Raw genomic sequence first — 14,101 nt, 5'->3', positions numbered from 1 at the left:
CTTTGCTAACCATCCTCATTGTAGCAGTATTCAATTCTTCTTTCCTCTCCAAAACGGCATTTATGCACCATTTAGAAAAAAGATTTTCGGTACTCCATAGGCGTTTGTCCCATCACCTGACGAAAGGCCGTTGCAAATTTACTGGGACTTTCATATCCGACAGCCCCGGCAATTTCTGCAATCCCCTTTTTGGAATCCTGCCTGAGCATTGTAGCAGCGATATTCATTCGATAACGGCGAAGATAAGAATACATGGAATCTCCGTAAACCTCTTTGAAACAGTTTTTCATGCCCGTCAATGAAATCTGGAACCGTTCAGCCAATTCATCCATTGTATAATGCTCTTGCAAATCCGTTGTAATCAGGTCGTGGATTGCTTTTATTTTCTCTACCTGCCCTTTATAAAAATAAGGACGTTCCTCTTTGGACTCGGAAATTTGCAAAGCGTCCAGATACAAAAGTAGTTCCAGCGCCTTTACTTTATAGTAGTCTCCTTTGATTTGCTGCGGGACAAAGTAAAGTTCTGAAAAAATATGTTCAATTCCCGGCTCATTATGAATAACAAACGGTTTCTTGTCGTTACAATACTTCTTTTGAAGTTCATATAAATCAACCGAAAACCCGCCAAAAAAATCTCTGAGGGCTGGCACAGCAATTTCCAAATCAAACCCGAGCGTCATCCCGTGGTAATGGCAAAGCGGAAAGCAAACTCGTCCCGAATGGAAACGCCTGTTATCAACTCGCATTTCATGCTCCTGTAAATAGCCATAAGCATGATTGCCAATTTCGTTTTCGATTCGTCCCTCCCGGCAATGGTCGATATAGAGAAGCGAACTGCCTGTACTACTCTGAAAATGAGAAACGCATTCTTTTAGGTGCATATCACTATACATCACAAAAGCGCCATCAAAAATTTTGTGAGCTGTCATTGTCCCTTCGCCGCTTTCGTCAAAAATTTGCAGGACAACACAATCCTCAGTTTCAATGACATTTTTTACATTTGATCCGCAATTTATTTTACCATCAAACAGTTTGATTTCCGCCGCCCCCTTCCAGTATAAAGAAGTTTAATAGCCGTTCTCGTCCTTCCATATCCCAGAGGGAATAGCTTTCTTCCAGCATTCCGTTTTCCAGATGAATCACATGATTGCAGCATCTGAGTATAAATTCAGGATCATGGGTCACAATCACAATGGTTTTTCCTGAATCGGCAAGTCCTTTGACCGAATCGGCCACCTGCCTCATATGAAAGAGATCAAGGCCGCTGGTAGGTTCGTCAAATAGTATAACCGGACGTTCAGAGGCAATCGCAGAAGCAATCGCCACACGTTGTTTTTGCCCTCCCGAAAGCCCCATCGGATGGCAGGCTTTGTACGGGAGCAAATCCATTTCTGTCAAGATAGCCTCTGCCTTTGCCACATTTTCAGGCGATTCATCGGAATCTTTCCCCGGCATACTTAACAGGACTTCCTCTAAAACGCTCTCCGTAAAAAGCTGATGATTTACATCCTGCATGACCATATAGCATAGCTTCAGCCGCTGTTTGCTTGAATAGGAAGTACCTTCTTTTTCGAGGATACCTTTACATCTTTTTTCCAATCCGCATAAGCAACGGGATAGTGTCGTTTTTCCGGCTCCATTGTGCCCGATGACCGCCGTTACATTTCCGGCAGGAAGCTCTATATTTTCCAGAGAAAGCGTTTCCGGCTGTTTCTTGTATGCGAAATGGAAGTGGTTCAGTTTCCATATCCCCTGCCCTGAATGTAGACTGGCAGGCTCAATGTCTGCAAACTCACCCAGGCCAAGAGGCCGTAATCCCATTTTAGCTTTTTCCGCCGCCGGAATCAACTGAAATTCCGGCAAAGTATAATCCCCTTGTATTTCCCCGTCGCTTAAATATATGATCCTATCTGCCAGATCATAAAGATAGTAGAGCCGGTGCTCCGCAATAATAATTGTTTTGCCCTGTGACTTCAATATTTTTAACAGTTTCCGAAAATCAGCGATGGAATAGGCGTCAAGGTTGGAAGATGGCTCGTCCAAAACAAATACATCCGGTTCCACAGCGGCGGCAGATCCACAGGCGATTTTTTGCTTTTCCCCACCGGAAAGGGAGAAAACACTTCTGTCCAGTAGATTTGTAAGGTTCAACTGCTCTGAGACCAGTTTTACCCGCTTTCGGATTTCTGCTTCTTCCAATCCATGGTTTTCACATCCAAAGGCAATTTCGCTGGTCGTATCCACATTAAAAAATTGAGAACGTGGATTCTGAAAAACAGAACCCACTTTTTTTGATATATCAAATAACGACAGGCTACTCATATCTTTGCCATCGAGTATGACTCTACCTTCCAGCTTGCCATCGTAATAGTGCGGAATCAGGCCATTAAACAAACGAGTTAATGTAGTTTTTCCGCATCCTGATGTTCCGCAGAGCAACACGAAATCTCCATCATTAATAGACAGGTCTATATTTTTCAGCGTTCCATGTACTTCACGTTCTCCGTCGATACTTTCATTTGAAGGGTAGGAAAAAGAAACTTTTTTACATTCAATCATAATCCTACCTCCCTGCAATCATTGTTGCAATCGGAATAGCAAAAGCCACTACACACAATAACAAGAAAAGAATATCCTGCACATGAAAACCGATTTCGCAGATATTTGTTCTCTTAACCGATCCGCCCAATCCTCTCGTCAGGGCTGCAGCACTTAATTCTTCCCCAATCTTAACAGAACACATAATTACAGGAACAAGCCTATATTCCAACATTGCGCCTGCTTTGCCTCCGCCGAAGCGAATCCCTCGCATTTTCATAGCATCGCCTATCGCATTATATTCCTCAACAACTGTTGGGAAAAAGCGGAATATAACAGACATTGGAATAATAATTTGCTCCGGCAAATGCAGCTTCTTCATGGCAGCAACAAATTCACTGACGGTGGTTGTTTTGACTGTAATGTATCCCATCATAATTCCCGGAACAAACCTCATTAAAAAGCCACAAACTGCAACAACAAAAAAACTTGGCAGTCCTGACAAGTACGGGAGTGACAGTATTTGCAGTAGATAGCTGCCACCGTACAAGGCAAAATAGATACATGACCCCTTCCATGCCCCTTCGGTCAGCATCAATATCAGAGGAACTGCCGACAAAACAGGAGCGAACTGTCTGGAAGTTACACCAATGCCTCCACTTAAAACAAATACGGAAATTGTGATAAGCAAAGCGAGTTTCGTCCGGGGGTCTAACAGTATTCCTCTGCCGCTTTTCTGACTTGCTAATAACTCCTGACGCATTATGCAATACCTGCCCTTTTGAAGTGTTTCTTAAAAATCTTCTGTCCGATGATACCGCCAATCACGCCGCAGACAAAACCGGCAATCAAAAGAAGCGGAAGTGTATATGCACTGATATACCCCATAATCGCATCGGCATATTCCTGACTATAGCCGGTAATCAAATCTTGGTAATAGCTGTCCCTTGTTACAACAATAGGAATATAATTACCAATAATCCACATCGAGAAAACCCCATGAGAAATGATCCCTTTCTTTGCGCTCTTATAATCGCCGGACTTCAAGATTAGATCAGCCAGAACACCAAAAACAAAACCGGTAATAATACTCCAATATCCCATACCTGTGAGCAGCATCAAAATACCACAGATCAAACCGGTCAGAGACACCATTCCAAACTTTTGGATTTTAGAATAGTACAGCATCATAACAATGCCGGCAATAAGCGGCGCAATCGCAATCAGCAGTGGCAAAAAAATAGGGATAAAACCCAACATAGCAACGGCCATAAATACCACGAAATAAATTGCAGTAAAGATTCCAACGTTAATAAGGTCTTTTCCTTGTAGTTTCTTCATTATAACATCCTCCTTCTTTTGGTTAGCCAGTTCTAACCTTCTTCAACGTAATATAACAGATATGATAATTTTTTTCTACTCCAAAAAGGCATTTTAAATCCAAATAGATTTTTTTCTGATTCATTTGAATATTATTTTTGAAATAGAATTCTTTTGTTTAAAGTTTAACTATATTCTGTTTTATTTCTCCCGGAAGACTCTCTATAAATTTTTGAATACCTTCTATTTCATCTAAATTATATGCCTTTCCTTTTGAAATTTCATCGTTTAGGCACCATTCTGCCACCAACGCACAAACATACCCCGATAGGGAATTCCAGTTACACGCATATTCAAAAGACATAAGTTTTTTTTCTACATCATTTCCATTTACAAGTTCTATACCAAACCAAAATATAGTCTTTTCATTTTCTGTACTTTTGTTCCTATACATTTTTTCCAATTGCTCTGTATATCCAAAAGTATCCATACTATTCGAATGATATATTTTGCTTCCAATTTCAAAAAAACTAGCCATGGAAGACAGATCAGAAAATGTGTTAAAAAAACAACCTTCCTTGACTCCTGTTTCCTTGCACACTCTTCGAAAATCTTTACTAATAATAGGATACAGATACATTGTTCCTACTTTCTCATCTATACATATACTTTCCCCTATCCTCATTTTGCATGGAATAATTTCGTCTTTATAAAAAAAACTCATGCTTTTAGATTTATTATTAATCATACTTGATATTACATCTTGTGTAGCTCCATGCGAAAAATAACTATTTCCATAAAAGTATTCTTTGATAGATACCTCAGCTCCTTTATGTATTTCTGCCACATACTTAAATAGAGCTTCTGATAATCCTGGATATGTACCTGATGATAGTATAATTCTAGTTTTTTTATCCCCTATCATACTTTTATTATCAACAATATATTTCTCGACATCTCCTTCTCCAAATGGATCAATATAATCATTCCCTTGCTTAATACACTCTCGAACTATCCTTGTCCCAACTATAGATGCGGGAGATGTACAATTAATGACTACATCGCATTGCGAACAGAACATTTCAACTTGTTTCGGAATAAATACATCCATCTGTATAATTTCTATATTCTCTGTTGAAAATTCTTCTTTCAAACACTGAAGTTTATATTGATTACGTGCCCCTATAAGTAAAGCATACCCTTTCCCTTGTAACGCAGATAACACAGATGATCCTACCAAACCTGTTGCTCCAAGAATTCCTATATTCTTCTTCATCCTCTTATATTCCTCTCTATAATTATTTGTGCTAGCAATGTGGCATTTTCCTCACTATGAATGCATGTAACATGATTTCCCGGAACATTTATCACTTCAAATTCCCCAAGACATATATCGTTCCACATTTCTAAATTTTGGTTTTTATCTGCAAAAAAATATTTTTGTTCTTCACATGCTGATAAATAACAAATATCCCCACTATAAAAAGGTAATTCTACATTTGCACCTTTAAATCCATGCTGATAAATTTCAAATGTTGCTTCTAGCAGTTCAGCACTCACGTTAATGCAAGTTTTTTTCTCAATGGCTTTTGCGTAGGCTTCAAATCTTTTTTCTTTTGTACTATTAACAAATTCCCAAAGACCACTATTGTTTTTCATTTTGGTATCTTTCTCTATAATGTTAAAGAAAGTATTTTGAGGTATATTACCATTATTTCTTTTCCTCACTTCTGTAATAAATTCCATTACCTTAAAGTCATCGACATCTTCCAGAACCTCCGAAAGCATTAATTGATAGTTAGGCAAAAAGATCACTTCATCTATAAATTGATCCTCTACCTTCCCGGAAACAGGATAACTATCTATAACAAACAGATTATTTACTTCGATTCCTTTCTCCAGCAATTTTACAGCTACATTTAATGCAAGAATACCTCCAAGACAATATCCAATAAGATTAATATTTTTATAGTGAAGTTGCTCTATTTTCCGAACATACTCGTCTGTAATTCTATCAACTAATTCATGATATTGTATTGAATAATACCATTCTACATCTTCTACATTTATAAATAGAAAATCTCCCAAATCCTCTTTTCGTAATTCCTTTTCTACAAAGCGATAACAATTAGTTGTTCCTAATGCCGTATGGAAAAAAATATATACTGTATCCTTCGCAGTTTTCTCTATAATTCTAAAATCATCAGTTCGTACATTCTCAGATGTTAGAATGTTCTGCTTGCTCTTTACAAAGGTTGTTATTGCTTCCCCCGTAGGATTATTCAATATTTGGCGTAGAATCTCATCAAAAGTGACGGATGTTTTAGTTTGCTCTATAATTTCTTTTACTCTGCCCGCAATCTGTGCCATTAATAAGGAATCTGCCCCTAATTCAAATAGATTATCATCTGGATATAATGCATCAACCTTTAAGACACTGATTAAAATCGAATAAATTTCTTTGTCTATTAAATTTTCTAATTCCCATCTTTTATGTTGAATCTTATCATCCCTTTTATCAATAAAGAGTTTCCGAATTGCCTGTCTATCGACTTTACCATTTGAAGTACATGGTATTTCATCAATAAATTGCAAAAAAAACGGTATCATATACTGAGGTAAGTATCGCTTCAATGCTTCCCGTACACTCTTTTCATCTTTTTTTTCATCTTCTTTTGGAACAATTACCGCAACCAACTTTGGTTCATTATTCCAATCTACTGTTGTTACACAACAGTTTTTCCCCGAGCAGCAATCCATAATTGCATTTTCTATTTCCCCGGTATCAATTCTATGCCCCGAAATTTTTATTTGGGAATCTTTGCGTCCTAAAAACTCAATCTCTCCGTTCCTTAAATATCTGCCGAAATCCCCGGTTTTATATATTCGTTTATTATTTAACCAAAAAAAGCTACTTTGTGTTTTAGAAACATCTCCCAAATACTCTTTTGCTAACCCTTTTCCTGTTATATATAGTTCTCCTTGTACCATATCTGGGCATGGTTTCATATTTGCATCCAGCACTTCAAAACCTTGGTTACTTAAAGGAACACCGTACGGTATGCTACTATTATATGATTCACCCATTTTGCACTCGTGATAAATAGACCATATGCTAGCTTCCGTAGCCCCTCCTAGTGAATATATTCGAACGTCTTTTAAGAATCTGCAAATTTTTTCTGGCAACTTTACTGGTATCCAATCACCTGACAACAATATTTTGTTAATTGACAATTTTTCTCCTTTATAGAATCGTTCAAGATAGTCTACAAACATTTCCATAAAGGCGGGCACAGAATTCCAAACTGTGATATTCCACTTCTCTACCAACATAAGCCAATAAGACGGATCTTTATATCTAACTTTTTCTGGTATTACTATTGTTCCACCTGTAGCTAACATTCCAAAAATATCATAAACAGAAAGATCAAAATGTAATTGTGAGAGCGCCAGAATACTGTCTTTATCTTTTACCTGAAATCTTTCATTTATATCTATAATCGTATTTACAACAGCTTGCTGCTCGATAACTACCCCTTTAGGTTCACCTGTGGATCCAGACGTAAAAATCACATATGCCACATCATCAAAGTTGTCATTAACAATCTCATCATAACTCTTTTTTAAAATGACACTGTCTTTGTCAATCCATTTATATTTTTCTCTATATTTATGAGTTTCTTCTTTTTCTCCAATTAAGCATTTGATTTTTGCTATCTCCAGTATTTTATCTGCACGAATTTCTGGTTGGTCATTGTCTATCGGAACAAATGCTGCTCCAATCAACAAAGTTCCCAAAACACTCGCAATCTGAAAAAAACTCTTATTCAATTTGATTCCAACATAGTCACCTGCTTTACAACTGCATTTCTGCAATTCATCTGCTATTCCATATGCCGTCTCTGCGCACTCAGTATCAAGGCCGTCTGCATCCAGTTCAAAATAACAGTGTGTTGCAACATTTCCCAATTCATACAATCCGCTTCTGCCAAGCCAGTAAGCATACTGCACATCGGTTAATGGGAACGAATGATATGCTTCCTCCAGATTCGGTTTGATCTGCAGTGTATCTTCTTCTTTCTGTTCGGACTGTTCAATAGCTTTTGCCAGAGATTTTACGGTCAGATTTTCAAAAATCGTACTGATCGTTATTTTGCAGCCGAAGGTTGTCTGTACTTCCGAGATCAACCTTGTGGCAATCAGCGAGTCTCCCCCAAGGCTAAAATAATTATCTTCAATTCCGATATTTTCATATCCAAATAATTGTTTCCAGATATCTAAAAGCTTTTCTTCTGTTTCTGTCGTTGCCTTTGAAAATCGGATAACCGCAGTTTCTTCTTTAAAATCTTCCCGCAATTGCTTCCTGTTAATCTTCCCATTGGACAATGTTGGGAGCTGCTCCATGAAATGATAGTTCTGTGGAACCATATACTCCGGCAGTTTTTCTGACAGATATTCCCTTAGTGCTCCATTATGATAGGACAGGACAGACGCCTGCTGTCTGCTGCAGCATATACATCTTCCATATCTCTCTGTCACAGCACAGTCTTCGCCCAATCCTGCCTCTGATAAACATTCTCTCCACAGCAGGCAGTCCGGGGTAACCAGCCCTGCTTCTTTTCTCTTGTCCCGAATATCCGCAAAACCATTTTCCAAAAAAGCCGCTGTAAGTTCCTGAAGGTATGTCCTTACCACAAGGTCAGTCATCAGCAATATTCCGTTTGGCTTCAGTAATTCCGCTACTTTCTTTACCGCATCCGCAGCATCAATATTTCTATGTAAAGCATTTACCGATATCACAACGTCATAACTATGCAAGGACATCTGCTGCTTATCCATGCCTTCTTCCAGATTCAGCATCTCAAACTCGACTCTCTCATATCCCGCAAGTTCTTTCTCTGCTTCCTGCAGAAAATATTTTGAAGAATCCGCATATGTATAAGCCACGCTTACATCTTCCAGTGCATTCAAAAACTGTCTTGTAATTGCAGTGTCCCTTGTACCAATTTCTATAATCTGGAGTGGCTCTTTTCTGCGTTCTTCTGCCAGAAGCCTTAATCCCTGCACCAGTCTTTCCACTGTTTCCTCGCAGCCCGGAATCCTCCGAAGCAGCATATTCGGAGCCAAAGCCGGCTCTTTCTGGTAGAATACGTCCAGCGGAACTTCATTCCCAGTAACCATATGCTTCAGATACGGCTTCAGTTTCTTAAAATACGTTTCCGCATCTCCAGCTTTTTCCGGTACAGCCACTTCCTTCCCGGTACGCGATAGTCTGCCGTCCTCTTCTCTCAGGATTCCTTCCTTCTTTAAAATTTCCAACCATCTTGCCACAGTATTCTTCTGTGTTTCCGTAATGCTCCCTTTTTCAAAAATTTCCTTTTGCGAAAGAACTTCCTTCTCTGATACAAAAATGCCTAACTCTATGAGTGTCTCCAGCATAAGCTGTACACATCTCTGGTCTGCATAGGCAAGGAAATTTTTGTATGCTGTCTTCCGTTCCTGCTGCATCTGCCAATTGCTGACATCATCCTTCAGTTCTTTCCAGCCTCCGCCAAAGATATCTGTGCCGTACAAATACGTTGTAACTTTAGAATCTTCCTGTATCGGCGCTCCGATATAAGCAGCCAGCGTTTTATTGCCATGACCATCACTAACTGTATCAACAACTGCATGAGCCACACCCGGAAACTCCTGAATCGCATGTTCAATTTCTCCCAATTCAATCCTGTGTCCACGGATCTTTACCTGATGATCTTTTCTTCCCAAAAATTCAATTATCTCATCATCCCAGATTCTTCCGAGATCACCGGTCCGATACCATCTTCCATACTGATCTGTGATAAATTTCTGCCCCGTAAGCGCAGAATCTCCCCTATATCCTTTTGCTACACCAAAACCGCCAATCCAGAGTTCGCCTTCTGCCCAGTAAGGGCAATCCCTTCCATACTCATCCACAACACGATATGCCTGATATCTGAGTGGCTTTCCATAGGGAATAGATTTCCAGTTTTTCGGCATCGGCAGGGTAACATTCTGATAATTGGACCAGATACTTGCCTCTGTAGCTCCTCCCATAGCGACAAACTGGCAATCCTCTGTCCATGCCGCAACCCTCTGCGGGAGATCCATCCCAATCCAATCTCCGGAAAGCATAACCGCCCTGATCGGCAGTTTCTGTTTCATGGATTCCGCCCGTATCAAAAGCATATCCAGAAGCACCGGCACTGAATTCCAAACGGTAATCTGATATTTCAACACTTGTTCCAGCCAGTAATCCGCATTCCTTCGCTCCTGCTCTGGAAGCAATACCAATGTTCCTCCTGCGCCTAAAATTCCAAAAACATCATATACCGACAGGTCAAAATCCATAGCTGATACAGCCAGCGCCCGATCTGCACTTGTCACATGGTACTTTTCATTAATATCCTGAACCGTATTCCATGCGCTTTCATGCGCAATCTCTACACCCTTCGGAACACCTGTAGAGCCTGACGTCATGATGATATAGGCGCTGTCCTTCGGCGACACCTCTGGCATTCTCACATTTTCCTGTCCCTCTTCCATACCTTCCATCACAAGGATTTCCGTACCTTCCGGCCAGTCCAGTTTTTCGGATAATTCCCGATTCGTGACCACATAGCGGACTCCCGTCTTCTCATGGATTAACGCTCTCCGATCTTTAGGCTGGCTTAAGCTGACCGGAAGGTATGAATTTCCGGAAAGCAAAATTCCTAATGCCGACTCGATCTGTTCTATCCCGCGCGGCAGGGTAAGTGCAACCGGGACGCCCTTAATATCCTTTTCTGAAATTCCTGCCGCCACTGCTGTTGCCCGTGCTTTTAATTCCCCATAGGATACCGATCTTCCGCTTCCCGCATCAATAAGCGCAATATCTTCCGGGCAAACTTCCGCATGGTTCATAACAGCCCAATGCAGGCATTCCACACGCTCCGGCACTCCTGTACGCGCTGTATCTTCAATTTCTCTTTTTCTTTTTTCAGGAAGCACATCAAATCTCTGATTCCAGTCCTTCTTTCCCAATTCATGCAGAAGAATCTCAAAACTCTCCAACATATCCGGGATCATATTCTCCGGGAATAACTCATCCACGCTGTCCCATGTAAGCTGTACGCCATTTTCATCTTCATAACTCTGAAAATCATTCCACACCTGCGGCGTCTGGGAAATCATATAGGAAAACTGCCCCAGTTCATTCCGGAACGTATCATTTACCAACGGCGTTCCCAGATTGCAGGCAAAAACAACCGGCGCCACTGCCGATGCGTCCCCACACATCTGCGCAATGTCTCTCTGTACTTGCACGCCGGAATATGCCGTATACTTCATATCCTCATGAAGCTGCTTCTGAATCCTGTCCAACAATTCCGCAAAAGTCGGATTTTCTTCGCAGTTAATCTCCAGCAATAACAGAGTAGTAAAATCTGCTATTACTTCCTCTAACCCCTGCTGCTCTGTTTTCCGGTTAAAAAACGGAATGTTAATAAGGAAACAATGATTCCTGCTCCATCGTTCCAGAACCACCGCATATGCAGTAAGAAGAACCATTGCCGGAGTTGTCTGGTATTTTTTTGCCCGCATTTGCAAATGATCCCATTCTTCCTTTTCGATTCTCACAATCCTGCGGTTGAACACCGTTTTTTCCACTTCTTGCGGACGTTTTGCCAATGGAAGGTCAGGGCCTTTTGGCAAATGCTCTAAACGATTCTTCCAGTATTTTTCTGCGTTTTTCCGTTCCTCCCCTTCTTCCTGTTTCTGCCGTTCTAGATAGGAAGCAAAATTCCACCCTTTTGATTCTTTCGGCAGGTTTTCCCCTCGGTAAGCAGATGCCAAATCCCTCAATAATATCTGCAGACTCTGTACATCAGCAACCAAAAGTGCCATGTCCACATGAAGGCGTGCCTTATTTTCAGGAAAAAGCGTAAGCTCTATTCCTGCTACTTCGCCTTCCTCAATCTTTAACTTCCGATGGGATAAACGTTCTCTGACAGATACTGCCATTGCCTCTGCTTCCTCAGATGACATCCGGGAAAAATCATGAACCTTTATTTTTTCACAATACGGCTTATCCAGGATTTTCTGTGTTCCATCATCCAAAAAGCAGGCGCGCAGCATAGGATGATGATACTGCAGTACATTCCATGCTTTTTCCAGACGCTCCGGATCTATATTTCCCCCATCAAACTCTAAATACGCATGACAGTCTATTCCTCCAAGAGCCTGTTCTTCATCCCTGCCAACCCAATATGCATACTGTACGTCTGTTAAAGGAAACGGCTGTTTCATATCCTTTTCCGGCGTTATCTTAGATTCTTGCGCCCGTTTTTTGCCCGCTTTTTTCTTCATGCTGCGCTGGATCAGCGCCCACCAGCCTTCAAGGGTAGGATTTTCCATCAATGAACCGAATGAAACCTTAACCCCCTGTTTTCTCCACTGGTTTACCAGACGCATGATTGTCAGGGATGAAAGCCCAAGCTCCAGCAGATTTTCGGAATCCCCCAAATCTCTGGCTACCGGCAGCTTTTGTTTGATCTGTTCCTTTATCTCTATATATTCCATGATTCTGTCTCCTTCTATTTTTCCTGCGCCATACGTTCTAATGCTTTCTTATCTATTTTTCCTACGCTGGTCAGCGGCCATGTCTCTACCCGTTCTATCTGATCCGGCATTTTATACGCCGCAACGCCTATTTCCCGCAGGAACCTGTGTATTTCCTGCAAATCGATCCCGGCTTCATCATCGGTCACAAGGAATGCACATATCCGGTTTCCAAGGGTTTCATCCGTAACGCCGACAACGGCTGCCTCTTTGATTTTCGAATGCCTGCAAAGATAAGCTTCAATCTCTGAAGGCATGATCTTTTCTCCGGCGCGGTTAATCTGCTCTTTGATCCTCCCGCCCAAACGTAACCTTCCGTCTTTCGTCCACATAGCTTTATCGCCCGTCCGGTAAAATCCGTCCGACGTAAAGCTCTTTTTATTCGCTTCCTCCGCCATATAATAACCATCAATCGTATACGGGCCTCTGGATAATAATTCCCCAAAAACTCCTTCCGGTACGGCCTTATCTTCTTCATCCACAATCTTCACTTCATCCGCAGGAGACACCGGAGTTCCCTGGCATCTTGCGATCAGGGAACCTTCATCCTCCGGGCTAGTAAAGGACAGTAGCCCCTCCGCCGTACCAAATACCTGCATCAGTTTACACGGCCATTCTTCAATGATCTTATCCGCAAGGGAATCTTCCAGCATTGCGCCGCCCACCTGCAAAATCCGCAGGCTGGATATATCATAATCTTCATCCCATTCCAGCATTTCCATGCACACAGTAACCATAGCAGGAACCAATGCCGTTATCGTGACACCTTCCTCTGTAATTGCGTCAAGGATATCATCCGGGCTGGTCGCAGACGCAAGCACAACTTTTCCTCCCACGTCCAGCGTGCCTAAAAGCCCCGGGCAGCATAACGGGAAATTATGAGCTACCGGAAGAGACGCCAGATAAACGTCACTGCTATCCAGACGGCATCTCTTCGCGGACATGCGGGCATTATACATATAATCCGTATGGGTGCGCGGAATCAGTTTCGGAACCCCTGTCGTCCCGCCGGACAGCAAAAGCACCGCCGTTTCATACCCATCCACAGCCGGAAATGCTCCATTTTCTCCATACGTTTCCGCAATCATTCCACTGATATCCCCGGATTCGCTATCTACAAATATATGCCGGATACATGAATATTTCTCTTTCATCGCATTTGCCATCGGCACATATGAAAATCCCAGATATTTCTCCACCACAATATAAGCGGCCGGCTTTGCCAGTTCAATAATTCCTTCCAGTTCCGCCTCCCTGTGGGCCGGCAGCATCATGATCGGCACCGCCCCAATCTTGGAAAGCGCAAAAAACACGATCACAAAAGAAATCCTGTTCGGAAGCTGCACAAGCACTTTGTCTCCCTTTAAAATCCCTTTACGCAGAAAAGCTGCCGCAAGACAATCTGCTTTTTGCTTTAATTCCATATAACTGATCTCGTCTTCACTGTCCGTGACCGCAATTCTTTCTCCATATTTTTCCGCCCACCTATCAAGCTGTTCTCCAAATCCACATCTCTCCCAGCCTTCCAGATTCTCATATTTGCTCATATCTTTCTTATAACCCATGGGAGTATGTTCTTTTCCAAGTCCTCCAACAGATACATCTGAAGAAGACAAATCAAATAATC

At 41.5% G+C, this 14,101-nt stretch carries 7 protein-coding genes; all 7 read right to left on the bottom strand.

Annotated features, from left to right (window positions below; all coding sequences use genetic code 11):
* Positions 1-71 precede the first annotated feature (71 nt).
* Entirely contained in the window at positions 72-929 is an 858-nt protein-coding gene (locus LI162_RS03670) for an AraC family transcriptional regulator (protein WP_015524564.1), read from the bottom strand.
* A gap of 94 nt (positions 930-1,023) precedes the next feature.
* Positions 1,024-2,559, bottom strand: a complete 1,536-nt coding sequence (locus LI162_RS03665; protein ID WP_173738634.1) for an ABC transporter ATP-binding protein — start codon at positions 2,557-2,559, stop codon at positions 1,024-1,026.
* Between the two features lie 4 nt (positions 2,560-2,563).
* A complete protein-coding gene (locus tag LI162_RS03660; RefSeq protein WP_173738633.1) occupies positions 2,564-3,301 on the bottom strand; it encodes an energy-coupling factor transporter transmembrane component T in 738 nt (245 codons plus the stop codon).
* Positions 3,301-3,879, bottom strand: coding sequence for an MptD family putative ECF transporter S component (locus tag LI162_RS03655; protein WP_117484504.1), 579 nt, complete (start codon positions 3,877-3,879; stop codon positions 3,301-3,303). The genes LI162_RS03660 and LI162_RS03655 overlap by 1 nt, the downstream gene beginning before the upstream one ends.
* A 157-nt stretch (positions 3,880-4,036) precedes the next feature.
* Positions 4,037-5,134: a saccharopine dehydrogenase NADP-binding domain-containing protein gene (locus tag LI162_RS03650; protein WP_117484503.1), complete on the bottom strand. Its 1,098-nt coding sequence runs from the start codon at positions 5,132-5,134 to the stop codon at positions 4,037-4,039.
* A complete protein-coding gene (locus LI162_RS03645) occupies positions 5,131-12,435 on the bottom strand; it encodes a non-ribosomal peptide synthetase (protein ID WP_227155768.1) in 7,305 nt (2,434 codons plus the stop codon). The genes LI162_RS03650 and LI162_RS03645 overlap by 4 nt, the downstream gene beginning before the upstream one ends.
* Positions 12,436-12,449: 14 nt before the next feature.
* Positions 12,450-14,090, bottom strand: a complete 1,641-nt coding sequence (locus LI162_RS03640) for a (2,3-dihydroxybenzoyl)adenylate synthase (protein WP_227155766.1) — start codon at positions 14,088-14,090, stop codon at positions 12,450-12,452.
* Between the last annotated feature and the right edge of the window lie 11 nt (positions 14,091-14,101).

The organism is Mediterraneibacter sp. 210702-DFI.3.120 (genome assembly GCF_020561005.1).
GTDB classification, from domain to species: Bacteria; Bacillota; Clostridia; order Lachnospirales; family Lachnospiraceae; genus Mediterraneibacter; species Mediterraneibacter faecis.
The sequence above is the reverse complement of the archived record's forward strand: the minus strand, read 5'-3'. Positions and strand labels throughout refer to the sequence as shown.

Bases quoted from the DNA above. Each gene is read 5' to 3' on its own strand.
- LI162_RS03645 (WP_227155768.1), bottom strand. From the start codon at position 12,435: ATGGAATATATAGAGATAAAGGAACAGATCAAACAAAAGCTGCCGGTA.
- LI162_RS03660 (WP_173738633.1), bottom strand. From the start codon at position 3,301: ATGCGTCAGGAGTTATTAGCAAGTCAGAAAAGCGGCAGAGGAATACTG.
- LI162_RS03655 (WP_117484504.1), bottom strand. From the start codon at position 3,879: ATGAAGAAACTACAAGGAAAAGACCTTATTAACGTTGGAATCTTTACT.
- LI162_RS03650 (WP_117484503.1), bottom strand. From the start codon at position 5,134: ATGAAGAAGAATATAGGAATTCTTGGAGCAACAGGTTTGGTAGGATCA.
- LI162_RS03670 (WP_015524564.1), bottom strand. From the start codon at position 929: ATGACAGCTCACAAAATTTTTGATGGCGCTTTTGTGATGTATAGTGAT.
- LI162_RS03665 (WP_173738634.1), bottom strand. From the start codon at position 2,559: ATGATTGAATGTAAAAAAGTTTCTTTTTCCTACCCTTCAAATGAAAGT.